This is a genomic window from Laspinema palackyanum D2c, assembly GCF_025370875.1.
Classification (GTDB): Bacteria; Cyanobacteriota; Cyanobacteriia; order Cyanobacteriales; family Laspinemataceae; genus Laspinema; species Laspinema palackyanum.
The window spans coordinates 1-24,826 of sequence record NZ_JAMXFD010000008.1 but is presented as its reverse complement, the minus strand read 5'-3'; the positions used below and the strand labels follow the sequence as shown (position 1 = coordinate 24,826).

At 48.1% G+C, this 24,826-nt stretch carries 17 protein-coding genes and 1 tRNA gene; 12 read left to right on the top strand and 6 right to left on the bottom strand.

Annotated features, from left to right (window positions below; genetic code table 11):
• Positions 1-878 precede the first annotated feature (878 nt).
• Complete coding sequence (locus tag NG795_RS11890; RefSeq protein ID WP_367288883.1) at positions 879-1,514, top strand: class I SAM-dependent methyltransferase; 636 nt, start codon at positions 879-881, stop codon at positions 1,512-1,514.
• Positions 1,515-1,563: 49 nt separating this feature from the next.
• On the opposite strand, the gene NG795_RS11885 is transcribed toward NG795_RS11890, so the two are convergent.
• Both NG795_RS11885 and NG795_RS11880 read right to left on the bottom strand, forming a co-directional pair.
• Positions 1,564-2,661 carry an iron-containing redox enzyme family protein gene (locus NG795_RS11885; RefSeq protein ID WP_367288882.1) on the bottom strand — a complete coding sequence of 366 codons (1,098 nt, stop codon included), beginning with the start codon at positions 2,659-2,661 and terminating at the stop codon, positions 1,564-1,566.
• Positions 2,662-3,204: 543 nt separating this feature from the next.
• Positions 3,205-3,275, bottom strand: a tRNA-Gly gene (locus tag NG795_RS11880).
• 221 nt (positions 3,276-3,496) lie between these two features.
• Between NG795_RS11880 and NG795_RS11875 the strand changes: the two genes are divergently transcribed.
• The 7 genes from NG795_RS11875 (at position 3,497) to NG795_RS11845 (ending at position 13,647) form a co-directional block, all read left to right on the top strand.
• Positions 3,497-4,168 (top strand): RDD family protein, encoded by a 672-nt coding sequence (locus tag NG795_RS11875; protein WP_367288881.1) that lies wholly within the window; start codon positions 3,497-3,499, stop codon positions 4,166-4,168.
• Between the two features lie 164 nt (positions 4,169-4,332).
• A complete protein-coding gene (gene rpmG, locus NG795_RS11870; RefSeq protein ID WP_015147530.1) occupies positions 4,333-4,521 on the top strand; it encodes a 50S ribosomal protein L33 in 189 nt (62 codons plus the stop codon).
• 110 nt (positions 4,522-4,631) lie between these two features.
• Complete coding sequence (gene rpsR, locus NG795_RS11865; RefSeq protein ID WP_015147529.1) at positions 4,632-4,847, top strand: 30S ribosomal protein S18; 216 nt, start codon at positions 4,632-4,634, stop codon at positions 4,845-4,847.
• A gap of 81 nt (positions 4,848-4,928) precedes the next feature.
• Entirely contained in the window at positions 4,929-6,944 is a 2,016-nt protein-coding gene (locus tag NG795_RS11860; protein WP_367288880.1) for a ribonuclease catalytic domain-containing protein, read from the top strand.
• Positions 6,945-7,279: 335 nt separating this feature from the next.
• Positions 7,280-7,693, top strand: coding sequence for an excisionase family DNA-binding protein (locus NG795_RS11855; protein WP_367288879.1), 414 nt, complete (start codon positions 7,280-7,282; stop codon positions 7,691-7,693).
• Positions 7,694-7,961: 268 nt separating this feature from the next.
• Positions 7,962-12,041: a hypothetical protein gene (locus tag NG795_RS11850; protein WP_367288878.1), complete on the top strand. Its 4,080-nt coding sequence runs from the start codon at positions 7,962-7,964 to the stop codon at positions 12,039-12,041.
• Positions 12,042-12,264: 223 nt separating this feature from the next.
• The gene (locus tag NG795_RS11845; protein WP_367288877.1) at positions 12,265-13,647 is read left to right on the top strand and encodes a 1-acyl-sn-glycerol-3-phosphate acyltransferase; all 1,383 of its coding nucleotides are present in this window, start codon (positions 12,265-12,267) and stop codon (positions 13,645-13,647) included.
• A gap of 290 nt (positions 13,648-13,937) precedes the next feature.
• On the opposite strand, the gene NG795_RS11840 is transcribed toward NG795_RS11845, so the two are convergent.
• The gene (locus NG795_RS11840) at positions 13,938-14,171 is read right to left on the bottom strand and encodes a Nif11-like leader peptide family natural product precursor (RefSeq protein WP_367288876.1); all 234 of its coding nucleotides are present in this window, start codon (positions 14,169-14,171) and stop codon (positions 13,938-13,940) included.
• Positions 14,172-14,602: 431 nt separating this feature from the next.
• Between NG795_RS11840 and dxr the strand changes: the two genes are divergently transcribed.
• The 4 genes from dxr (at position 14,603) to NG795_RS11820 (ending at position 18,679) form a co-directional block, all read left to right on the top strand.
• On the top strand, positions 14,603-15,838 hold the full coding sequence (dxr, locus tag NG795_RS11835; protein WP_367288875.1) for a 1-deoxy-D-xylulose-5-phosphate reductoisomerase: 1,236 nt from the start codon (positions 14,603-14,605) through the stop codon (positions 15,836-15,838).
• Between the two features lie 129 nt (positions 15,839-15,967).
• Complete coding sequence (locus NG795_RS11830; protein WP_367288874.1) at positions 15,968-16,654, top strand: tetratricopeptide repeat protein; 687 nt, start codon at positions 15,968-15,970, stop codon at positions 16,652-16,654.
• A gap of 20 nt (positions 16,655-16,674) precedes the next feature.
• Positions 16,675-16,914, top strand: a complete 240-nt coding sequence (locus tag NG795_RS11825) for a hypothetical protein (RefSeq protein ID WP_367288873.1) — start codon at positions 16,675-16,677, stop codon at positions 16,912-16,914.
• 364 nt (positions 16,915-17,278) lie between these two features.
• Positions 17,279-18,679 (top strand): hypothetical protein, encoded by a 1,401-nt coding sequence (locus NG795_RS11820; RefSeq protein WP_367288872.1) that lies wholly within the window; start codon positions 17,279-17,281, stop codon positions 18,677-18,679.
• Between the two features lie 34 nt (positions 18,680-18,713).
• Here NG795_RS11820 and NG795_RS11815 read toward each other — a convergent pair whose 3' ends face one another.
• The 3 genes from NG795_RS11815 to NG795_RS11805 all read right to left on the bottom strand — a co-directional run bounded on the left by NG795_RS11815 (position 18,714) and on the right by NG795_RS11805 (position 24,323).
• A complete protein-coding gene (locus NG795_RS11815) occupies positions 18,714-20,423 on the bottom strand; it encodes a YcjF family protein (RefSeq protein ID WP_367288871.1) in 1,710 nt (569 codons plus the stop codon).
• Between the two features lie 217 nt (positions 20,424-20,640).
• Positions 20,641-23,226, bottom strand: coding sequence for a CHASE2 domain-containing protein (locus NG795_RS11810; protein WP_436836048.1), 2,586 nt, complete (start codon positions 23,224-23,226; stop codon positions 20,641-20,643).
• A gap of 344 nt (positions 23,227-23,570) precedes the next feature.
• Positions 23,571-24,323: a DUF928 domain-containing protein gene (locus tag NG795_RS11805; RefSeq protein ID WP_367288869.1), complete on the bottom strand. Its 753-nt coding sequence runs from the start codon at positions 24,321-24,323 to the stop codon at positions 23,571-23,573.
• Between the last annotated feature and the right edge of the window lie 503 nt (positions 24,324-24,826).

Genomic DNA, 24,826 nt, shown 5'->3' with positions numbered 1-24,826 from the left:
TATATTCCCTGGTTTGTAAAGTGGCTTCATATCTCCTCCTTATTGTTTAACAATACTCCTATATTATAATTTTATCTTATAAGTTTTGTAAAAAAGTATTATTACATTTTATAAATATAAGCTTAAGGATGGATAATTGTCGGTTGCCACATTACTTGTCGTCTTGCCAAATTAATGTCGCTGAAATTGATAGACTGAATCCCTCTGTGCATAAAGGTTCAGGCTATTTTTACACGATCACGCGACCCCAAACTGGGTTTGACAAATTAAATGTCGTCTTGTGGAATTTTGACAAATTAGATGTCGTTTCTTGTCAAAGGTAGTGGCAGGCGATTGTAAGTAGGCTCTTCTGCACTGTGCGGCAACTGTTTAATCATTAATCAGATTGTCGCCACCGTGGGAGAAGCACCGACAACCTGATTGATTGCTGGGCGATATTAATTTGTCAACACCCTTTCAACGACATTAATCTGTCAAAACGACAAATAATGTGGCAACCGATAAGCGGAACTAAATAATTAGAAAAGGTCATATCTGACACTCTTTAAATTTACAATTAGTTGCTTAGGTACTATCTCAACAGCAATCGCTCTAATTGCAATCTGTCCATCGGATTAATCTAGTTAAATTTATTATATGTCTGAAGTAAGAGTTACTAGATGACAGCCTGTAAAACAGGAATAGAGATTTCCCAATTTGATAAAATAGCTCTGGGGATAGATGGCGGCAATATTAATGATTAGATACTTTTAAAATAGTCAACTTTTAAAATAGTCAACTTTGGTCCAGAATTTATGCTCAGTTTATCTTCTCCCCTTAAACAGGTATTCCACTGCCCGGAAGAATCGGATTTTTACGCGCACTGCTTGGAAAGTTTAGTGTTAAATGCCAGCGATAATTCTCGACTTATTGTAGAGTTTGGTTCAGGAGAGGGAAGTCCAGTTATTAAGTCTTTGCTGAGAACGGATTTTGACGGGACAATACAGGGATTTGAGCTAAATCAAGTAGCGTGGAAAATTGCTCAGTCTCAAATTAAGGAATATGAACTGAGCGAACAATACAGCGTCAACAATTGCTCTTTTTTTGATTCGCCTTTATACGAGTCAGCGGATTGTATCATCTCAAATCCGCCTTACTTGCCAGCGGTGGATGATAAGATTTACCAGCCGCTGTTGCACGGGGGGAGTGATGGTTGTACAATTGCTAAAAAACTTTTATCTCTCGGCTGCGACGAAGTTTTGCTGATGGTTTCTAGCTATTCTAATCCGGTGGGTTTGCTCGATTATGCCTTGAAGCGAGGCTACTCGGTTGCGAATTTTGAGATTGCACCTTTAAATTTTGGCTATTATAGCTCGGAACCCAAAGTGAAAAGAGCGATCGCCACTCTCCGAGAACAGGGAAGGGCTTTTTATTCGGAAAATATCTATCTGCTGGCTGGAGTTTTGTTTAAGAAGCAGCAAAAAGCGCAAAGAGATTTGTCGATGGAGCTAATTAAGTTAATAACAGCATTTTAAGCTATATCCTAGGGTGCGTCAGTCTCTGACCCACCCTAGGATATAGCTGTTAATTCTGTTCTGTGGCTTGGATCGATCGCACTACAGCAGCCGCAGCCCGATCGCCGATCGACTTCTCCTGATCGTACCCCAACACCAGCTCCCACGCCTCCTGCGGGTATCTATCAACCAGCGGGATCGCCACTTCATCCAACATCCAGCGACCGTGACGCTCATCTTCTTTGATATGTAGTTCCCAATACCCCATCGCAGCTTGCGAGAGGCCCAGACGCTGGGCGGCGGCTAGATAATTGCGGTAAGCGACAGGCCCTGCCACCTCAAAATAAGTGAGTCCGCCGTTGTAGCGCAGAAAATGGCGCTTGCGTTCGGTAAGCAGGAAGTTGTGATTAATGCCGCAGAGCACTTGCCAAGGCACTAAATCGAAGTACGCTTCCGGTTCCGTACTCATATCGAATTCAGCCAGCATTTGAGCAAAAAAGGTCGAGTGCTTGCGGGGGAGGCGACCGCCGCCGTATTCTTCGATCAGCACTCGGGTAAGGGTGCATTGAATTTCGTTGCCAGCACCGCCGAGGATGCGAGAAAGGCGGCTGGCTTCAACTAAACCGTCGAAAGAGGCGATCGCCAGCAGGTGTCTGTATCCGTCTGCTGTCATCTGTTCCCGCAAATAGCGATCGCTCTCGTTCAAAGGAGGATCGACATCAGCGGCGGCGCGATCGCGCAGCGCTTGTTTGATATCCGGCAATTTTTGCAGCGCTGCAACGTCGATTTGCGCGATTTCCCACTGCTGCCAAGGTTCCTCAATCCGATCGCGCACAGAACGCAAATAGTGCGATCGTTCGTTGTTGTAGCGGCTTAAATCGTCGTACCAAAACAAGTTGAGGCGGTTGATGCGGTAAAGCACACGCTGCAAGAAGCGGTGAGCGGCTTCATCCCCCGGTTCCTGTTGGTAAGCCGATTGAATTGCATCGGCGATCGCGCTTTCAAAATCGCTGACCAGTAACGGTTTTGTCGCCAGCGTCTTGTCTAAGTCCTCGACTTCTAGCAAATTGACAAATTGCCGCTCGGCTGCTTCATAATTTAGTAGGGATTGCTTTTTGGAAAGACTCGGCGAGTGTGAAGAAGGAAGTATCTCTATCGTGTTTGGCATGGAATCAAGTTATGCTAAATCTAATTATTGTGCTGCCTACCCAAACAGCCAACCTGTTCCAGATTGCTGAGGATGATGGCTACTTCATTTCACGATAACGAACCAGTCAGCCGCATACACCTTTCCATTGATAGAGATTTGATCGCTACCGTCTCATACCCTTTTTATCGGTTGCCACATTAATTCTCGTCTTGACAGATTAATGTCGTTGAAAGGGTGTTGACAAATTAATATCGCCTAGCAATCAATCAGGTTGTCGGTGCTTCTCCCACGGTGGCGACAATCTGATTAATGATTAAACAGTTGCCGCACAGGGCAGAAGAGCCTACTTACAATCCCCTGCCACTACCTTTGACAAGAAACGATATCTAATTTGTCAAAATTCCAAAAGACGACATTTAATTTGTCAACCCCAGTTTGGGGTCGCGTGATCGTGTAAAAATAGCCTGAACCTTTATGCCTAGAGGGATTCAGTCTATCAATTTCAGTCACATTAATTGGGCAAGACGACCCATCATGTGGTAACCGACAACATATCTAAAAAGCGGGCAGCGAGAATCGAACTCGCATCAATAGCTTGGAAGGCTATGGTTTTACCACTAAACTATGCCCGCAGTTGGCAGCGTTAGCTACATGATCCAATATAGCATGACTTTTCTAAATTGCAAGATGTTTTTTTAACAAAGGCTGAAATTCTGTCGGGGAGAGGGTTTCGGTTGTGGCGATCGCGGGGATAGCGCTCTTAAACCCGGACTCGATTCGGCGGGGTTACTCCCCAGGGGAGTGAGGCGCGTGTCACTATAGAGGGGTAAGCATTCAGGATTATTCCAGGATCATGGATACGGATCCTTTTTATAAGCGCTTTCCTAAAGTTGAGATCCCCCGACGGGGGGCGGCTTTTATTATCGATTATTGGGTTGTGTTGCTGTTGAGTTCCCTGGGAGGCGATCGCACGGTTGAGGGGATGTCATGGAGTCAAGTCTTCTGGTTCCTTCTCCTGTGGTTGGTAATGCGGGTGTTCCTTCCCGGGCGCAATCACGGTCAAAGTTTAGGGCGCTGGGCGCTGGATATTACCCTAGTCGAGTTGCGATCTGGGCGGACTCCCTTATTGCTGAATTTATTTAAGCGGGAGGCAATCGCCGGTGTCGGTGCAGTGTTGGTGGCGATCGGGTTGAGCCACCTGAACCCCGGGCATGGTGTGGGGATGCTGTTACTCGTTCCCTTGGCGATCGACTGTAGCGCAGTTTCCTCGGACCCCTTTCGCCGACAAGCGTTTCACGATCGCATTGCCAACACGATGATTATCGGGACCCTCCGAGGATTTTCCCTGGATATCAAGTTAAAACGGGCGTATCGCAAACTTCGCCGCGCCTATCAAGAATTTAAGCAAAATCGCAGCAGTCGCTCGTTTGAGGACACTCGGCAATATCGAGGCGATCGCGATGAGGTTCAAGACACTCGCCCATATCGAGGCGATCGCAATGACTTTGACGACTTCGAGGATTAAACTTGGGGGAGTCGGGAGAGCAAATCCGCGTGGGTTAACGATTGTTAACCGGAAGTCGGACTAATAAGAAAACTTAATCTAGTGAAAATGGGCGAAATAGACAATTCTATGAGATAATCATAAATCGTGTCTAAATCTGTCCTTATTGGGAGCGGGGAGACCTAATGGCTAAAGGTGTCCGAATCATTATTACCTTGGAATGTACCGAGTGCCGGACTAATCCGGACAAGCGCTCCGCTGGAGTGTCTCGGTACACGACTCAGAAAAACCGTCGAAATACTACCGCACGCTTAGAACTTAAAAAATTCTGCCGGTACTGTAACAAACCGACGGTTCATAAAGAAATCAAATAGATGAGACGTTTATCCTCAAGGCAACAACTGGGGCTTTGAGGGGGCGTCTCCCAATTTGTTAAGAGTCTGTGACTTGTCCATTCAAAAAACTGTACAGAGATTGAACTGCTATGGCATACTACCGTCGGCGTGTTTCGCCAATTAAACCGGATGAACCCATCGACTACAAAAATGTAGAACTGCTGCAAAAATTCATCACCGAGCGCGGAAAGATTCTGCCTCGGCGGATTACAGGCTTAACCGCCAAGCAGCAACGGGAACTCACCCAAGCAATTAAGCGCGCCAGAATTGTCGCCTTGTTGCCATTTGTGAACCAAGAAGGATAAAAATAGTGGCACTGAAGGCTTTTAGATTTTAGGTGCGATCTGATATCTAAAGTCTAAAACCTAAACGCTGGGGTATCGATCGTGGAAAAGGGAACGCTGCTCGAATATCGGCTGAACGGGGACCGACGTCTAGCCGTAGCCGACCGTCCGGATGGCAAGAAAAACTGGGTTGTGGTGGATGAAAACGGTCAAGCCAATAGCATTCCACCCAGACAAATCGCCTACGAAATCGGTGGAGGTTCCTATAAACCCTCCGATATCCCGAACTTCCGCAAGGAAGTAGAGAAATATCTCGACCCGGATAGTTTAGAGGTGGCGTGGGAAATCTTGGTCGAGGAAAACCGGGGGGTTGACCCCGGGGAAATGGCGATGTTGCTCTTTTCAGAAAATGAGCCGCCTAATCGCTATGCCTCTTACTTGTTGCTGTCTGAGGATAAGCTCTATTTCAAGCAAAAAGGGGACCGCTATGAGCCGCGATCGGCCACGCAGGTTGCGGAACTCAAGCACCAACAGGAAGTAGAAACCCAACGACAGCAAGAGTGGGGCAATTTTGTGGCCCGGGTGCAGCAACGACTCGCTGGGGATCTGGTGGAGTGGGAAAGTAGCGATCGCATCCGCATTGAAGCCCTAGAAAAATATGCGGCCCTGGCAGAAGAAGCGCGAGAACGCAATCAAGCCAAGGAAACTCTCTCATCTCTAGGCCGGACCGATACGCCCCAAGCTGCCTTTAAGCTTTTGGTAGAGTTAAAGGTGTGGTCTGAACACGAAAATTTAGTTTTACGGCGAACTCAGATCCCAACTCATTTTTCTATCAAGGTACTGGAAGTGGCCCAACGGTGTTTGAATTTTCCGCCTCCTGATCTGGATGCAAACAACCGCCTAGATTTGACCCATCTCAAGGTCTATACCATCGATGATGAAAGCACCCTAGAAATCGATGATGGGGTGAGTTTGGAATACCTGGAAGATGGCCGTCAACGGCTGTGGATTCATATCGCAGACCCGACGCGCTTGCTGTCTCCGGGGGATGAATTAGATTTAGAAGCCCGTCGGCGCAGCACTACGGTTTATCTGCCGACGGGGATGGTGCCCATGTTTCCCCATGAACTGGCAACGGGTCCCATGAGTTTGGTGCAGTCGCAACTTTGCGCGGCCCTAAGTTTTTCGGTGATTTTAGAGGAGAGTGGCGCGGTAGCGGAATATAGCATCCATGTGTCTACGATTAAGCCGACTTATCGGCTGACTTACGATGATGTGGATGAGATGTTGCAACTCGGGTTACAAGCGGAACCGGAAATTAGCGCGATCGCCGCTTGGTCAAAACGTCGCCATGCGTGGCGGGTGGCTCAAGGGGCCATTACTATTTCCATGCCGGATTCCTCCATCAAGGTAGATGAGAATGAGGAAATCACGGTCCAACTCTTGGAAGATTGTCCGTCTCGGCAATTGGTGGCGGAAATGATGATTTTGGCTGGGGAACTGGGTGCACGCTATGCCCAAACCCACAATATTCCGGTTCCTTTTCGGGGCCAACCTCAGCCGGAATTGCCTCCGGAAGAGGAATTGCTGATTTTACCGGCGGGTCCGGTGCGATCGAGTGCGATCCGGCGCTGTATGCCAAAAAGCGAGATGGCAACAACTCCCTCCCGTCATGCCAGTTTGGGGTTGGATGCTTATATCCAGGTGACTTCTCCAATTCGCCGCTATAGCGATTTATTGGCCCATTTCCAGATTAAAGCGCACCTGCGGGGGGACCCGTTACCCTTGGGGGTGTTAGAGGTGCAGGAAATTGTCCAGAGTATCGGGATGGCGGTGCGAGAGGCATCTTTGGTGGAACGCCAAACCAATCGGTATTGGATTTTGGAATATCTGCGCCGTCATTCCGGGGAAGTGTGGCAGGCGGTGGTGTTGCGCTGGTTGCGTGAGGATGAAAATCTCGGGTTGATTCTGTTGGAAGATATTGGCATCGAGTTGGCATGGCGTTTCCCTCGGGCGGTTTCCTTGGGCGATCGGCTAGATCTGCAAGTCGCTTATGCGGATCCCCGAGAGGATCAGATCCATTTCCAAGAGATGGTGTATCAAACCGCTCAATTGTAAGGGCTTTTTGCCTGAACCCACACTTAATAGACCTCTTGCAAAATACTGTAGAGATCCCCCCAACCCCCCTTTTTAAGGGGGGCTTTTTAGAATTTTGCAACAATTCTAGGGGGTTTTAGGTTAAGGTTGTTTCTTGTTAACTAATGATTTTAAGACAAGCTAAAGCCTTTAAGACGCTGCCTTTTGAGATGGGTTTTTAGAGGCTTTATATTTAGAGAAAGGGGATAAGAAACCGGGTTTCTGGCGATAATTGTGGGCTTTCTTGGCCGAGATTTTGTCAAAAAGCTCGCTTGTCTTCCTGCTGCTGTACTGAAGCCATACGAGAGGTTATGATGATGAACGGTTCTAATTTTACATCTGTGTATCCTTTACCTCCGACAGAGGAAGAGGCTAAATTAGCGAAGGAAATTAGCCAGATTTTGGCACTTTACACCGAGGGAAAGAAACCCGAAATTATAATCAAGACTGATGAAATGAAAACTCAGGCGATCGCAATCCCTGAGTCGGCTTTTCTGATGTTGGTTGACATTTTAGAACAGATGGCTCAGGGGAGAGCCGTTAGCCTTGTTTCCTTCCCCGCAGAACTCACGACTCAAGAAGCGGCCAATATTTTAGAGGTGTCCCATCCGTATTTGGTGGAATTACTGGACTCGGGAGAAATACCCTCCCAAACAGTGGAGACAACGCGATCGGTGCGGTATGAAGATGTGCTGGACTACAAGAAACAGATTGATGAAAAACGGGGGTAAAGGTTGGATGAGTTAGTTTGTGGACGTTTGAACCTTAAACAGGGGATATGAGTGAATTGGGGCAATTTTTCAGATTCTTTAACGGTTATTAATCTGGGGAATGTTTGCAGTTGTGACACCGACGGGGGGATAACGACTGAAGTCGTTACTACGAACTTTTAGGGGGCTGGGGTTGGGGCTTGTGACAGTTTATGAATTTGGCTCTGGCCGATCGCCCAATTGAGAAAAGATAGCGCATAATCTGGTTAAGCGCTATGAGGGCCTTCCCATGTCTTCTGACACTGAGCTACCGATTGAACTTGAAGTAAAACTCCGACTCCGTGAACCCGGTCTCTTGGCAAAGCTTGATACTTTAGTGAGTCTGGGGTTACTCTCGGATGCACAGGTAAAAGTTCTGTGCCGAACCTATCTGAGTGAACCGTTACCGGAACCCCAGGTGATTGTATCACCGATCGCTCAGAAGGTGGAGGAGGAGGAGTGGGCGGATGAGCCTGTACTCCTTCCCGTTTCATCTCCTGTCGCCGCGACTAAAACAACGACTCCGCGTCAACCGCCTAAACCTCAATGGATACAGTCTCTGATGGCGGAACTGAGTGTTCGCTGGTTACTGTTTCTGGGGGTGTTTATGGTGGTGCTCTCTTCTGGGGTCCTGGCGGCCACCCAGTGGGAGCGATTTCCCCCAGCCGGTCAGTATTTGGTCTTATTTGCCTATACTCTTATTTTCTGGGGAGTGAGTGTTTGGGCGCAGCGACAGGCTCAATTACGGCTGACGGCTCAAACCTTGCAATGGGTGAGTCTGTTGCTGCTGCCGGTGAATTTTTGGACAATGGATGGGTTTGGCTTGTGGCAGTCGCCTTTGGGATGGGGGGCGATCGCCGTTGCTACCCCTGTCCTAAGTTTCATCGCTTGGCAGGTTCTTCCCTTGCTTTTGGGCGATCATCGCCAATCCCGACGGACTCTGTTTCCCTTGGCGGTTTACCCCGTCCTGTGTTATCTCCATTGGGGATGGTCATTCCCGGGATTGGCCACGATCGCCGTTTATCTGGGAACGATCGCAACAGCTTTGGCTACGGTGTCTCCTCAGAAGAAAAAATCAGTTGTTAACTCCGAATCCCCCTTACCTTCTAACCTTCAACCTTTTAAGATTCTCCTCTTCTCCTACGCTTTAGCGATTCTCTGCGGACGGGCAATTTTTGGAGTCGGGGTGCCGATCGCTCAGTTAGGATTGGCGATCGCTATTGGCGGTTGGATCATCTTGGAATCGGACCTCACAAAAGACCCTACCCCCGTTAGAGAGCCTATACCCCCTCTCACTGGAGTGGCAATTCTCCCCACTCCAGTGAGAGCTAATCCTCCTCAACTCTTCGGTTATTTAGGGGGATGGTTGATGTTTGCCGGTTGGTTAGTTTCCGTGGGAGAGCAACCCTGGCAGGCGATCGCGATTAGTGCTTTAGCTTTATGGTGGCTGGGTCGTCGCCTCCCTCGATTTTTCCACTTGTTTGATACGATTGCAATTTTTACAATCACCTTACAAGCCTATTGGTTAATTCGCGATATTATTCCCCCAACCGTTCGCACCAGTGCGATCGCCACGGGGACACAACTGGCTCAGGCACAACAGAGTCCTTGGGCATTGCTGGGCTTAACCTTCTTTCCCTATCTACTCTTTGTCGTCTGGCTAACCGACTGGTTGTATCGTCGCCCACCGGCTCAATTAGAGCAGGGGGCGAAAGTTTCAGCCAAAGCCGGGGATATTTGGGCCTTGGGATTTGGAGTGATTCTCACCCTGTTGAGTATCCCCGCCTCTTCCATGCGATCGCTGAATTTATTGGCTTCTACTCTCACTCTAGCCGTGGTGACCGATCGCCGGTTAAAGTGGCGAACTCACAGCCCCACTCCTGCTCGTCCCATCCGTCCAGGAGAGTTTGGGCCTTTTGACTTTTTGGTTTACCTAAGTCATGTGAGCGGACTGCTGGCCCTGTTGTCCTTTGTTCATTGGGGATTTCCCCGGTTATCCATCTTCCTTTGGGGGCTAATTTTATTAGCTCTGGCAATCGCAGAATGGGCAGTTTCTCTCACTTTAGAATTCAAGCCTGATTTGGCGTTGAATCTGCGGATTTCAGCTTGGATTGAAAGTTGTTGGCCCATTGGTTTAGGACTGGCGAGTGTCAGTTATATCTTCTGGGTGGGCAATTATGAGGGGTTATTCTATGTTGATGCCGCACATTGGGGAATCCCGTGGTTGGCGACTCCCTTGGCATTGACTGCGATCGCACATTTTTCCCCCGATCGCCGCCCGGTGGCAACGGGCTTGAGTATTGCAACGTTAATTCTGGCCCAGCCTTTAGTGTCCTTGACCGCACCCACCTCGTTATTGGGATGGGGAATCGCCACAGTGTTGATGCTGGTGAATACCCGGTTATGGCAACGGACCGTTGTAGCGGCGATCGCCATTGGCTTTGGATTATGTTTTGTATCCCTGTTATTAAACATGGAGGTATTTGGACTACCGCCCATTTCCGCAGAGGGGTGGTTTGTCGTGAGTGCGATCGCCGTCGCTGCCTTGTGCGTCAGTTATGCCTTGACGAGACAGCGGTCCAGTTCTCTGGCTCAAATTTATGCAAAAGCCTATCAAGGATGGGCGATCGGGTTGGGAGGTTTAGCATTAACGGCCATTTCTACTCATTCCTCTAATCTGTATTTCGGGGGATTTGCGGAATCCTCGGTGCCGATTTTAATCGCCACCATTTTGATAGCTGGAACCCTCACCTATCGGATGTGGTTATCTCCGGCGGTTTGGACCTTTTATGCCTTGGGTTGGGCGGTTGAATTAATCGCCGCAGAAACCTTGATATTTTTCGGGCGATCGCTGATGAGTTTGGCGATCGCTAACCTAGTCCTGGGATTGGTTGCCGCCTTAGCCGGTGAATGGTGGATTCGTCGCACCGGCAGACCCCTACGCACCAGTTGGAAGGTGATTCCGTTAATTTATGGGGTGTTGGGACAGGCATTAAGGTGGGGCACTCTCACCAGTTGGAGTGGATTAACCACCTTGACATTAGTGGTGATTGCCTTGACTATTGGACGCCGCAGCCGGGAAATGAAACCCTTGGTTTATTTAGCCCTAATTGGCATTTCTGTTTCCGCTTATGAGTTTCTCTATTATCAAATTTCTGGGTTACCTGATGCGGCTCAATTCATTGCCATTGCCACCTTGGGTGCAGGGATTGTTTATAACTATCGATGGCTGGAACCTTGGTTAACAGATTACCTGAATTTGACCAAAAAGGAAGTCGAATTTTTTGCTCACACTCACTGGGGTTTGAGTAGTTTTGTCTGGTTGAGTGCCATTATCCTGTTCTCCGAAAGTGTGACAGAAGCCAGTTCCCTGGGGTCGATTGACCTGATTGGAGTGGGAACTGGGGTGTTTTTAACCAATTATGCCCTCTTGCAGGGTCGGTTCCCCGAATTCAAAGCGGGTGAATCTGATCCGCGCGATCGCCCCGAAGCGGTTCAATCTGCTGAAACTTGGGTGTATATCAGTATGGCTGAATCCGCAGCAGTGGGCTTTTATGTATTTGGATATCTTCCTGGCAATTTACAGGAAATGTTCATCGCCTGGGGGGGTGCGATCGCCTGTGTTGCCGCTTATTTCTTAGATGTTTTCCCCTGGGACCGTTGGGGATGGCCCCTCAAACCTTGGCGGTTGATGGCGCGACTCCTCCCCGCATTGGCGATTATCACCACGGGACTCGGGTTTTTCGGGGACACCAATCAAGTTTGGTCAGTTTCTGCGCTGATCGTCGCTGCTTTTTATGTGTTCCTGAGTTATTTCCATCGTCAAATTCGGTTGACTTATTGGAGTGCTATCCTACTCAATTGGGTGATTCTGCGGGGGCTTTTGGAGCAATTCGTCACTGATCCGATCGCCTATATTATTCCCATTGCTGCCGGTATTTTATACTTTGCCCAGGTTGAACCCACCCTCCAACCCCCCGATCGCAAAGAACTCCGTCACGGGATCAGGGTATTGGCGATCGGCAGTATTAGCTTTACCTGTTTACTCACAACTCACTGGCTAATTTCAGGCATCGTCAGTTTATTGATTGGCGTGGCTGGGTTAACCTTGAGAATCCGCGCCTTTCTCTATGTGGCAACCGTCACATTTTTACTCAATGCCATCTATCAACTGATCATTCTCAACTCCCTTTATCCCTTTTTGCGATGGGTGATTGGGTTATTCGTGGGGATTGGCTGTATTTGGATTGCCGCAACGGTGGAAACTCGTCGAGAACAATTGGTCACACTTCTCCAAAATTGGCGGGTAGAGTTAGACTCTTGGGATTAATATCAAATCCGGTACTCTTCGGATTTAACCCGCACCCTGTTCGCGCAGCGTTCCGCTAGGAAATGGGGGGTCTATACGGACAAAGCCCGATAAGCGCGGGCTAATCTCATAGAGCAATTGTAGAGTGGGAAAAAGCCTATTTACTCCGAAGAGATGGGAAAAATCCCACCCTCCAATTGCTAGACAACTTTGTTTTTAATGATTGTTGATTGCTTCTAAACCTATGATTAAATCCATTGATGGCGCTCATCCGCCTTTAGAATTTATTCCCCCGAATTTTAATCCCTTGGTGTTACAGGTAGCAAAATTGGTGATGCCTTTATGGAGAAAATTTCGGACTCCGATTACGCAGATCTCAACGGAAAATGTCGAGCAGTTGGTGGAACTGTATCAGCAGTTTAAAGGGGAGAAAGTGCGCTTTTTGATGGCTTTTCGCCATCCGAGTACCTACGACCCATTTCCGATTGCTCACTTAATTTGGCAGGAAGTTCCCCAAATGGCGCGGTCGAAAAATATCGCCCTCGCTTCTCCGGTGCATTTTCATTTTATGTACGATCGCGGCATTCCGTTATGGGCGGGAAAATGGTTGGAATCTCTCTTACCTAAACTGGGTGGTACTCCCATTGTGCGAGGGAAAATAGACCGCCAGGGGTTGCGATCGGCCCGTGAATTGTTTGCGAAAGGTCAATTTCCTCTGGCGGCTTCTCCGGAAGGGGGGACCAATGGACATAATGAAATTATTAGTCCGTTGGAACCGGGGATTGCTCAGTTGGCATTCTGGTGTATGGAGGATTTACAGAAGGAAAATCGAGGCGATCGCGTGGCAATTCTCCCCATCGGGATTCGCTACAAATATGAAAAAGAAGAATGGGATGCTGTAGCAGCGTTACTCACTCAAATGGAGTTAGATTGCGGTTTATCTTCTCTCCCCATTCCTGGAGAACCTCAACATGAGGCTTTCACCCCTTCTCTGGCTTCCCTTTACCCGCGTTTAATTCGATTGGGACAACATTTATTATCGTTAATGGAAGATTTCTATCGCCGATTTTATCATCGTACTTTACCCGATACGGCAGGAGACCCAAATGATTTAACCACTCGACTTCCTGCACTGCTGGATATGGCACTACAGGTGGCAGAAGACTATTTTAAACTGCCATCTAAGGGGACAGTCATTGACCGATGTAGACGGTTAGAACAAGCGGGATGGGATCGGATTTATCGAGAGGATCTTGAGAATATTGAGGCATTGTCTCCCTTGGAACGAGGACTCGCCGATCGCGTGGCAGAAGAAGCCAATTTGCGAATGTGGCACATGAGATTGGTGGAATGTTTTGTGGCAGTTACGGGACAATATGTGCGGGAAAAACCCACCTTTGAGCGGTTTGCAGAGACGACCCTCTTAGTGTGGGATACTATTGCTCGGATTAAGGGAGAACGTCCCGCTTCTCGTCCAGAATTAGGCAAGCAGTCGGTTCAGTTGACGATCGGGGAACCCATTTGGGTGAGCGATCGCTGGGATTCTTACAAAAACAGTCGGCGATCGGCGATCGCTGACTTAACCCAAGATTTGCGATCGGCTTTAGAACAAACCATTGTGGGTTGAGTGGCAACAACCGGCGGGGGATAAATCCCTTAAGGCGGTTAAAACTGACATCTTGCACCATTCTCAACAACCGGCGGGGGATAAATCCCCCGCCTAATAGCTAAAGTCGTCTAAAGACGACTAAAAAAACCACCGGATAAGATGAGCAGTCGGTTTTAACCGACTTAAGCTATTAGGCGGGGGATTTATCCCCCGCCGTAGAGGCGCTTTATAGAAGCGCCTCTACAGGCTAAAGGGTTTTAACCCCAAGCGAGTGTCCCAATGGGTGCAATGGGAATCACGGTGAAACCTTACCGGCGAATCAGGTGTTCCCGAGGGGCAATGCCCGGATTGATCATGCGGGATAACTCTTCGTCCGATAATTGGCTAATTTCATGATTCAATTCTTCATCGGTGAAACTATAGCCTCGTTCTTTAGCCAATTTTCTGATAGCTGCTGGATTTTTAGCCGCTTGCATTTGTTGTTGAAGTGCTAAATCCTCTTTAACTGCTTTGAAAAGGGCTGCTGCGTTTTTCTGAGTCATAAATTTAAACTCCAGGTCAATCAAATTTTAAAAAGTTGCCGCCCAGGGGAGCATCTATTCCCACCAATCAGGGTGGGTAAAAGAGGGTCGAAAACACCCATTTTCTTCAGATAGGTATCTTTACCCTCTTGACTTAAGATGTCGGCTGAACGACTGATGTAGTGACAGCATAAACGATTTAAACCCAAAATTCATGATTCCTTGACAAAAATTAAAGATTTTTGAGAGAATTTTACATAACTTAAATATTGGCTGTGATAAGATGCAAAACTTTTTGAACCCCCTCTGCAGATTCTGACTCAACCTGAGCAAAACTGCTCATTGACTCCCGGGACCCACCGGCCCTGAACGGGAAAAGCGGGATCACCCCTGTTAAGAGGGAGACCAAAGAATTTATAGTGGAGGGGCAGAAAATCATAAAAATTAAGATTGTGAAAGCGATTACACTCCTCGGATCCACTGGTTCAATCGGGACTCAGACTTTAGATATTGTGGAACACCACCCCGATCGGTTTCGGATTGTGGGGTTAGCAGCTAGGGGGAATGTGGAACTGTTGGCGCAGCAAATTCGCCAGTTTCGCCCCGAAATCGTTGCTATCTGCCAGGAAGACAAGCTGCCGGAACTGCTCGCGGCGATCGCAGATTTGGACCCGCAGCCGATTATCCTGGCAGGAGAACAGGGGGTGGTGGAAGTGGCGCGTTACGGGGATGCGGAAGCGGTTGTCACAGGAATTGTCGGTTGTGCGGGATTACTTCCCACGATCGCCGCGATCGAAGCGGGTAAAGATATCGCCTTGGCAAACAAGGAAACCTTGATTGCTGGGGGACCTGTGGTTAATCCCCTGATTGAGAAGCATGGGGTCAAGTTACTCCCGGCAGACTCGGAACATTCGGCCATCTTTCAATGTTTGCAAGGGGTCCCGCCTGGAGGGTTACGTCGGATTATTTTAACCGCTTCCGGAGGGGCCTTCCGAGATTGGCCGGTGGAGAAATTAGCCACCGTAAAAGTGGCGGATGCACTGAAGCATCCTAACTGGTCAATGGGTCGTAAAATTACCGTTGATTCTGCCACTTTGATGAATAAAGGATTAGAAGTCATTGAGGCGCATTACTTATTTGGAATGGATTATGATGATATTGATATTGTGATTCATCCTCAGAGTATTATTCACTCTTTAATTGAGTTACAGGATACCTCAGTTCTAGCCCAATTGGGTTGGCCGGATATGCGGTTGCCGTTGCTTTATGCCTTGTCTTGGCCGGAGCGAATTAATACGGATTGGGAACGGTTAGATTTAGTAAAAGCGGGAGATTTGACCTTCCGATCGCCGGATCATCAGAAGTATCCCTGCATGAAATTGGCTTATGCTGCCGGTCGGGCCGGGGGGTCTATGCCTGCGGTTTTAAATGCAGCCAATGAGCAGGCAGTGGAGTTATTTTTAGAGGAGAAAATTGGGTTTTTAGAGATTCCTCGGGTGATTGAACGGGTCTGCGATCGCCATCAGGCAGATAACTGTGCCGAACCCGGTTTAGAGGAGATTCTCGCGGCCGATCGCTGGGCGAGACAAGCAGTTTTAGAAGCAAGTGCTACCCTAAAATCTGAGCCTAAATCCTTTACCCCTGGGGTCAAGCCTTTGGAAAGTGTGACTCCGGCAACCGCTGGATAGTCCCATCTCCACCGGAAAAAGCCCCACCCGTTCCGGGTGAGGGCTGGATTTTCAATCCGGTAAAGGATAAAAGAGCGAGTAAACTTATAACTTATGCCTAGCCATTTTTTTCTGGAATCCAAATAAGCCATGAAGAACCTTTATCCGAACATTGCTCTGTTAGGACTCCTCGCGGTTTTAGGGGGAATTTCTCCGGTTTTGGGGACAACGGTATCCCCAGGAGCAATTGCCCAAAATAATGCTCAAAATTGGCTGACTTCGGCACAGCAAAAAGCCAGTCAGGGGGATTTGCAGGGGGCGCTTCAGGATTATGCTCAGGCGATCGCCCAGAATCCCAATAGTCCAGAAGCCTATATTAGTCGGGGGAATTTGCTGTCACGCACGGGAAATCAAGCAGGCGCGATCGCCGATTATACTCAAGTGTTACGGTTAAATGGGAATAACATTGATGCCTATATTGGACGCGCCAGCGCCCATTCCATGATGCAAAATTATGATGCAGCCCTGGAGGATTATAATGCTGCATTAAGGTTAAATCCCAATTATGGTGAGGCTTATATTGGTCGCGGTGGGGTCTATGCCTTCAAGGAAGAGTATAAAAAGGCGATGGATGATTTTAATCAAGCCTTGCGCCTGAATCCTGCTGAAGCGGCAGCCTATTATAATCGCGGTGGGGTTCAGTTGTTGCAGGAAAAAAACCAAGAGGCGATCGCTGATTTTCAACAGGCGGCAGAACTGTTCCGCGCTCAAGGTAATATGGCTTTAGCCCAACGCTCAGAAGCCATTGCTCGGGAAATTCAACAAGGTAATAATTAATCTCTCCCAGTTTTCAGTTCATGTCCATTGATCTACTGATTCTTATTGCGGCGATCGTTGTTTCCTGGCTGATTTTTACTTGGCTGGTCACCGTCCTCAAAGCTACGGTCAAAACTGCTATTTTGATGGCCCTATTAGTGTTAGGATTGCAGCTCATTTTTGGCATTGGCATGACTGAATTATGGGGTCCAGTGCAAGGCTTTTTATCTCAAACCTGGGAGAAAGGTGAAAAACTGTTAGCCCCATTTTTGAGAAAATAAAATCTAGGGGGTTTACACCCTCACCCGTTTCTCCAGTTCAGAGGGATAATTAGGGTGCGGTAGGGATGACCACTACGGCAGTTTAGTGATTCCCTCGGACGCTTATTTCTACTCAGGGTTTTTTCCGGATTGGCCACTGGACTCCTTTATTGAGTACAATCCAGAAACAGACAAGAGTCATTCCGGTCAAAGCCTCGGTTCCCCTTGCAATTTGAAGATGATCCGGTTCCACTCTCACGGTGAGGGTAACATCATTTAACTCCCTTCGTCGGTCCATTTTATCTCATTACAGGGCAAGCATCTACAGGTTATCCTGTCCGACTCATTCTGGGTTTATGCTCCACTATTGACGCCTTTAACGGTTATGATTAATTTAGTTTGTCCTACCCTCGCTCTATTTGTTTATCATCTCCCGGAAGGATGGGTTAAGGATGCAAATCACCCCCAATGTTGTAGTGCAAATAGTTTAGAACAATTGGCCCAGGCCCTGGCGGTTTATGGTGGCGATCGCAGCAGTCCATCAGTCCCCAAACCTCTCGATTTCCTCGAAGTCACCCCCGTGGATCAATCCCTGGTTAAATTTGAAGGAAAGTTCAACCACCAACACCCACTTCAGGGTTCATTCCGTCATTTTACCCTAGATGAAAATTATGGATTAGCTTGGAATGCATCGGTTCAGGGTAAGTTTACCGGGGATGAATTAGTCCAATGCCTGGATGTCCTGTTGACCTTGATGCCAAAAGTTGGTCATCTTCCCGGTCACTTGGGACAAACTTTGATAGTATCCGGTTGGGTGGAAAATCCCGATAAGGACGATCGCGAAATTCTCGCTAATAATATTTACAAATCTTTAATCAACGAAGAATGGCAATATCAAGAAAAAGGGCAATTTTTAGGGGGTTCTGTCTTTGAATTTTGGCGTTCTTCCCCCCAACGCTGGGAAAAAATGGAAGCCGAGAGTCATTTGGTTCTGATTTTATATCCCAACCCAAAAGCAATGGAAACTGGGGCGGAATTTTATGAAGATTGGAAATCGCTATTTTGCTACCGCAACAAAATTCTCGGGGCTTACGGGGAAAGTCGAGAACTCAAGGAGAAAATGGTGGAGGAGTTTAATGAAATTTCCGCTTCAATTAAGGGCTTATATGATTTAGAGTTTTCAGAATTAAAGTTAGCATTATACCAGAACTCTGTCGCTTTATCAAACTTTGTTAAAAATATTAATCAAATTGAAGTCCGACAGCATGAGATTGACCTAAATTTACATCAATATGAAAAATCCGTTCAATCCATTGCTAACAAAGCAGGGAACGTTTTTCAGGTCAGTAACGATTTCAAGTTTTTACAAGAGTTTAGCGCCATTGTTAGGGCGAAGTATCAAAAGCAAATTGAACAAGATTATGCCAGTTTACGTCCTTATTTGAATATTTTAGAACATCTGCGGGGGACGATTACCTCGATTGTGGAGATTTCCCAAGCGCAAAGCGATCGCGATTTTCACACTTTTGCTTGTCTTGTAGGGACGGGAATCGGGACCGCTGCCGTAGTCGCTTCCGCTTCTCCCGCTTGGGTGACTCCCCTCAAAGAATCCCCCCCGATCGCCACGACTCTGAATCACTTAAAAGTCCCCGAACCCTGGACCAATTTTAGCCTCGCTTTGTCTTTAAGTGCGATCGCCGGGTTGCTGGGATGTCTCGTTGCATCGGTTTGTATCCCTTGGTTTTGTCCAAAACGCCTCACGATTAAACGAGATCGCCTGCGGTGAGTCTAGCTGATTCCTGTCATCGGCAAACCCCCATTTACCAATCATCCCGTCGGCGGCGATCAACTTGCCAATCATCCTCCGGTTCATCTCCTAAATAACGAACCAGCGGGGCTCGTTCTGGATAGTCTTCCCGATCGCGCATGACGGGTATTTTATCATAATCTCGGTCATAATCTCGGTCATAATCTGGTTCATACCCTCCTGCATCCTCATCATCCTCCGACTCAAATGCCTCTTTTAAAGGATCAACCACCCGGGCGATCGCATCTTTAACAAAAACCTTGACAAACTCCTCCTTTTTCGTCAATTGAAATTGTCGCTGCACCACTTCCGTAATTCCCCCATCCCCCCAATCTTGGTCATGGCGGAAATATTCAATAAAACTTTTTCCGGCAATTCGGGTTAAATAAGCCGCCGTTACCCCTTGAATAGCCTTCCCCACCACAAATGTCCCTAAATTTAACTGCAAGGCTGCGGTTACTAACTTAATCGCCCCTTCCACAATCCCTAAACTCGCCAGGGTTTTACCCAAAGATAAAGCTAATTCCCGTCCGCGATCGAGATTAATTTCACAGCCATAAATTTTGCCAATTTCTACCACCATTTGGGCATTAACAGCGGCAGTGGCGAGAACATCAATCACCGGGACCGGAGTACAAGCAATTACCCCAGCGCCAATCCATTGAAAGCGATCAACCACCTTTTCTGCTTGGCGGCGACGCTGGGAATCAATTAACCGGCGCGCTTCTTCCCCGAGGCGTTGAGATTGTAATAAAATATTATCTGCCACTAAATCCTCCCCTTCTGCCCGCAAAATGGCTGCCATCCGACGAATTAAGGGCATGATATCCGGGTCTGCTTGGAAAAGACCACCATTATCTAAAGGAACGGCTTTGGGATTAGCAGCGATCGCCACCACATCCATTGCTGAGATAAATCCTGTCACTCGTTCTCGGAGTTTTGCTAAAATATATTCTCGTTCTTCGTCGGGATAGAGGTCAATTTTATTTAAAACCACAATGGACCGTTTGCCAATTTGGGCTAAAACTTCCAAGGGTTGATGTTCCGATCTCGTTAAATCATTATCAACCACAAATAATAATAAATCCGCTTCCGTTGCCAGCGATCGGGCTAATTTTTCCCGTTCCGTTCCGGCGACTCCTGCCTCTAAAATTCCGGGAGTATCTGTAATCACAATTTCCCGTTCCAGTCCTTGCAGTTGCAACCGATAGGTTTCTCCCACCTCCGTTGTCCCCATTGGTGCATCCACTCGTCCCACCATTCGTCCTAACAAGGCATTAATTAGAGAGGTTTTCCCCGAGGACCCGGTGCCGAAAATCACTACCTGAATGTTTCCTCGGGAGAGATTTTGTTCTAATTCCCGCGATCGCTGCAATAAGGCTTTTTTGGTGACTTCATCTTGGATGCGATCGACCTGTTGACGGACCACCTGTAGGGTTTGTCCTGCCGCATCTGACTTTCGTTCCGGGATTTTGACCCGACGTTTCCCCCGACCCCGACGCGATCGTGTCGAACCCCCGGCAAACAGTTGCAGATAGTAAATAAACGCCCCAATCAGGACGATTAGCAGGGCGATCACCAGCAACAGCAGTAAGGTTGCCAGCATCGGGGCGGTAAAGCTAATCTGCACATAAAGCTGGTAAATAGAGCTCACCAACCATAGGACCATCCCCAAAATGAGGAGGATTCCGCCGAATAGGGTTAACAGACGAGTTAAACGCATGGGAGTTTGTGATGGGATGGAGTCTGCTTTGATCTTAATGCGTGGCTTGGTGGATGTGGCGGCAAGGGGAGATCCGAGAGGGCGATCGACCCTGGGGCATCGGGACCCTACCCCAGAACCAGAAACCGGGTTTCTCTTCCAAAAGGCTTGCTGGGCAGAATCTTTGGCCAGAAACCCGGTTTCTCACCGTTACAATCCGGGGGTATTGAGGGAAGGATTAGGAGTGATTCTCCGAGTGTTCAGGGTTATCCAGGAGACTTTCGGCCTCTTTTTGCTGACAGCGATCGAGGTAAATTTGGGCGACGGTATCTCCGGGGTGGATACTCAGACAGTGTTCAAACAGAACTTGTGCTTCCTTAAAATTATTCAAATAAAATAATAAAATCCCTTGTTCAAAGTCGGGTCTGGTTTTTAATTTTCCTTCGCGAACCTCTGGCAAGTCGGCATCAAAGACTTCATAGACGGTGACTTCTTGGGATTTGCCTTTGACCGTGACCCGATCAATCAGGCGGATGTGATAATGATTGGGATTTTCTAAGTTTACAAAGGTTTCTTGGGTAATTAATAAGGAAACGCCATAAGATTTCGTGAGGGTTTCAATGCGGGAGGCTAAATTCACCGCATCCCCAATCACCGTTCCATCAATTCGGTTCTGGCCGCCAACGGTTCCTAGCATTAAGGAACCCGTATTGATGCCAATGCCAATTTTAATTTGAGGTCGTCCCGGTCTACCTCGGGTGGTGTTATATTCGACTAATTTTTCTAACATGGCAATCCCGGCTTTGACGGCATTATCCGGTTCTCCGCCAAATAGAGCCATGATGGCATCGCCAATATATTTATCAATAAAGCCATTGTTTTCAATAATGGCGGGTTCGAGGCGGGAAAGGACGCCATTGATAAATTTAAAGTTTTCATCCGGGGTCATGCTCTCGGAGAGGGTGGTAAAGTTGCGAATATCGGAAAATAATACTGACATTTCTTGTTCTACGGCATCGCCCACTTTGACTTCTACAAGGCTTTCATAGCCTAAGAAGGAGAGGAATTGATTGGGGACAAAGCGTTCGGCGACTTCGGTTAAGCGTTCTTCTGCGTCTAAGGAGCGTTCTAAATCTTCATTGAGCTCACAGAGTTTTTGAACAAAGGCTTGCCGTTCAGATTCGGCTTGTTTGCGATCGCTAATATTTTGAAAGGCCACAATTGCAAAAGCGACATTGCCTTCTTCATCATAAATCGGGGTTCCCCAAGCTTCAATGGGAATGATTTTATCCCCTTGACGGATTTCGATATCATTCGCTGTGGCATACTCTCCTTTTAAGGCGCGACTCACGGGCAAATTCGCGAGGGGATAGAGGTGATCCGTCCCGGCTAGATAGTTGTGATAAAGGGGTTTTTTACCATTCTTTTGCTCCGAGGGCAGCACTCCTGGCCCTAGGATTTCCGTGGCTTTATGATTGATAAAATAGGAGTTGCCTCGGGCATCAACGATGGAAATACCCACGGGGACGGCTTCTAAAAATTCGGTGAGTTTGCGATCGCGATCGCGCAGCAATTTCCGACTCTGATAATCTGTCACCACAATGGCAGACCCGACCAAGGCGACGAGGGGAGTAACAACGGGAATCCACCAACTGTGCAAAAAGGCCCCGAATCCAATAGCGATGGTGCTCAATCCCCCAAAAAAAACATTGATGAGCAGGAGGGGGGACCAGATTCTTTTTTGTTCAGTGACACTACTCGATCGCCACCGCCATGCGATCGCGGCCCCGATGCCGGACCACACCATAATCCATACAACCTCAGCCCCATTGGACCACACCTGTAAAAAGGGTCGTCCTTCTAAGGCTCCCCTGATCATCTGAGAGATGGTGTTAGCATGGATGACAATTCCCGAGGTCCGTTCGGAGTTGATTAACAGATTGCGATCGCGGTGAAACTCACTGATATAAGGAGTAAAGAAAAAATCATTCAGACTGGGTGCCGTGGCCCCAATCAGCACAATGCGATCGCGCATCAGATCCGGGGGAATCTGGTTTTCTAACACCTCCTTCATGGAAATCTGTCCGAACTTTTCCAGGGGGCCTCGGTAATTCAGCAACATCTGATACCCTCCGGCATTGGCGCGAACATACCCCCCATCATTGCGACTAAAGGGGACAAATAGGGCTTTTCCCAATCTCAGATGCTTCTGCTCAGGATCGACCATTTCTAAGTGGATGTCTTGTTTTTCCAAATAGAGCAAGCTCAAGAGCGCGGGAAAACTTAGCTGGGTTTCGTCCTTTGTATTTTTGTGAGACAATAAAGTTCGGCGGATTTTGCCATCGTCATCTAAGACCACATCCGCAATCCCCACCTGGTCTAAGCTCTTTAAGGTCGGTTGCGCGGCGACCGGGGCCCCAATGACTTTCTCTACGCCGATCAGATTATCCGTGGACTTGAGCACCTGCACCAGTTCTTGATGTCCTGGTTCCACCGGAAGATCTCGATACAGATCCAACCCAATGGCAGCAGGTTCTTGTGCTTTGATGGTTTGTATTAATTGGGCTAAGTCGCGATCGGGCATGGGCCATTGTCCCACATGGCGGATGTCCGACTCATCAATGGTGACGATGACAATACGTTCCTCTGATGCTTCTTTCGGACGCCAGCGAAAAAAGCGATCGAGCATTCCCAACTCCTGAGTCTCAAGCCATCCCAGGGAGTTGATTGCGATCGCAATCCCGGCTACCACAGGTGCAGTAATCAATGGAGCACGCCATTGCCATACTTTTCGGTTGAAGCTCACTCTGAGCTTGTGGCACATAGATTTCGCTGAACCCAGAATTGATTTCGATCGCCAAAAGAAAATTAGGTCATGAGATCTAAATAGGATCCCCCAGTTTTTCCCCCACTTTACATTCTAAGGATAACCCAAGGTTTTCACTGTCCTGATCTGTCTCTATCTTCTAGTATCTTTCCCGGTTCCCCGAATTGCGGCATTCCTGGAGATAAAATCGGTTCAGGAATCAATCGCCGGTCGGTGAAATTCTCTGGTCCTATCTCAACTCTCGGAAGGGATTGAAAAACCCGGTTTTTTCCAAAACCGGGTCTCTGTGGAACTTGTTGTTACCCTAAGGGGCTTGAGGGATTTGTGTCCCCTCCAGAGTCTTAGGGTTCCAAAATCGGCTCGTTAGCGATGTTTTCGAGTCCTACTGAGCTTAAAAAGTCTACCCACTCTTGATTGTAGGTTTGGGGCTGTGATTGCCGCAGATGAGCTAAGGTGGTCACCGCATCATACCAAATCCCCGCAGCGCCGTAGGAAGTAGCCGCTTCAATCGAGTCCACTCCCCGGTAATTATTCAGATTAGCCGTAGGTTCCACTCGCTGTAACCACCCCTCCACCCGGGGACTATCCGCTCGCGCCGGAAGTTCGCAGGCGACAACAAAGGACCACTGGTAGGTTGTCCCAATTTCTAGGGCCGGAGCACTTTCCGGAAGGGTGAGGCGGACGATCCCTCCTTCCTGGGGAATGCTGACTTGGGTTTGGTAATAATAATCTTCCGTTTGGTCTTTGAGGATAAAATAACCTTGCTCTGCCTTAGTTTGGGGAACGTACACGAACAACGTTGGGCGCTCGGATATCGTTAACCCTTCCTTACTATCGGGCAGAATGGGCATCAACGAAGGACCTTCCACCATCCCATCTTGGGGGCAGAATCCTCCTTGCCGAGAGGCACCTCCGGCTGAATCACTCAGCCGTTCATTGCTGGGTGGCTCAAAGGTCACTCGGGCGAGGGTTTGAGGACCGGGCAAGGGGGACGAAACCTGTGCTCGACTCGGTAAAGCGGCCACCCAAGCTAAGTTGAAAGATAGGGCGATAGAACAGAGTGCCCAGGAACCCTGGTAATTTTTACGGGTCATGATTTTGCTACCTTTTAATGATTCGATGGGGGGGACTCAGGGTTAACGCCTCTCTAAGGTTTCTGAATTTTAGGGATCAAGGTTGCTTTTCACAGCAACGAACCGATCTCTAAAATAATTTGGCTTAATCGGCAAGTCATCTTCTCACCGGAGTGAGAAATTCTGCTGATTGATTGACTCGATTGGCTTGCCCTGGCTAGTAATTTACAAATAACTACCCTCAAGTGGCTGAATGAATCCCAATGGATTCTACTCCCAGATCTAGCACCCAATAGACTTCGTTATACACTTACTATAACAAGGTAAATTCGCTCTGTCTATAGGCGATCGCCCCCTTTGCCAAAAGTTTGATTAGACTCCCGGTCAAAACGTTACTACACGGGTCCTGGGCAATCCTAATCAACCCCTTGAAGGCCACAGCTTACGCCCTGGTTGACTGACAAAACTTAGTCAGGCGGATACTTGTAAGTATGTATTTTGAACTCAATACGGTAGGTACGGTC

Coding starts and splice junctions, on each gene's coding strand:
- NG795_RS11875 (WP_367288881.1), top strand. CDS start 3,497: ATGGATACGGATCCTTTTTATAAGCGCTTTCCTAAAGTTGAGATCCCC.
- NG795_RS11855 (WP_367288879.1), top strand. CDS start 7,280: ATGAACGGTTCTAATTTTACATCTGTGTATCCTTTACCTCCGACAGAG.
- NG795_RS11805 (WP_367288869.1), bottom strand. CDS start 24,323: ATGACCCGTAAAAATTACCAGGGTTCCTGGGCACTCTGTTCTATCGCC.
- NG795_RS11840 (WP_367288876.1), bottom strand. CDS start 14,171: ATGACTCAGAAAAACGCAGCAGCCCTTTTCAAAGCAGTTAAAGAGGAT.
- NG795_RS11810 (WP_436836048.1), bottom strand. CDS start 23,226: ATGTGCCACAAGCTCAGAGTGAGCTTCAACCGAAAAGTATGGCAATGG.
- rpmG (WP_015147530.1), top strand. CDS start 4,333: ATGGCTAAAGGTGTCCGAATCATTATTACCTTGGAATGTACCGAGTGC.
- NG795_RS11830 (WP_367288874.1), top strand. CDS start 15,968: ATGAAGAACCTTTATCCGAACATTGCTCTGTTAGGACTCCTCGCGGTT.
- rpsR (WP_015147529.1), top strand. CDS start 4,632: ATGGCATACTACCGTCGGCGTGTTTCGCCAATTAAACCGGATGAACCC.
- NG795_RS11820 (WP_367288872.1), top strand. CDS start 17,279: ATGATTAATTTAGTTTGTCCTACCCTCGCTCTATTTGTTTATCATCTC.
- NG795_RS11845 (WP_367288877.1), top strand. CDS start 12,265: ATGATTAAATCCATTGATGGCGCTCATCCGCCTTTAGAATTTATTCCC.
- NG795_RS11850 (WP_367288878.1), top strand. CDS start 7,962: ATGTCTTCTGACACTGAGCTACCGATTGAACTTGAAGTAAAACTCCGA.
- NG795_RS11815 (WP_367288871.1), bottom strand. CDS start 20,423: ATGCGTTTAACTCGTCTGTTAACCCTATTCGGCGGAATCCTCCTCATT.
- NG795_RS11825 (WP_367288873.1), top strand. CDS start 16,675: ATGTCCATTGATCTACTGATTCTTATTGCGGCGATCGTTGTTTCCTGG.
- NG795_RS11885 (WP_367288882.1), bottom strand. CDS start 2,661: ATGCCAAACACGATAGAGATACTTCCTTCTTCACACTCGCCGAGTCTT.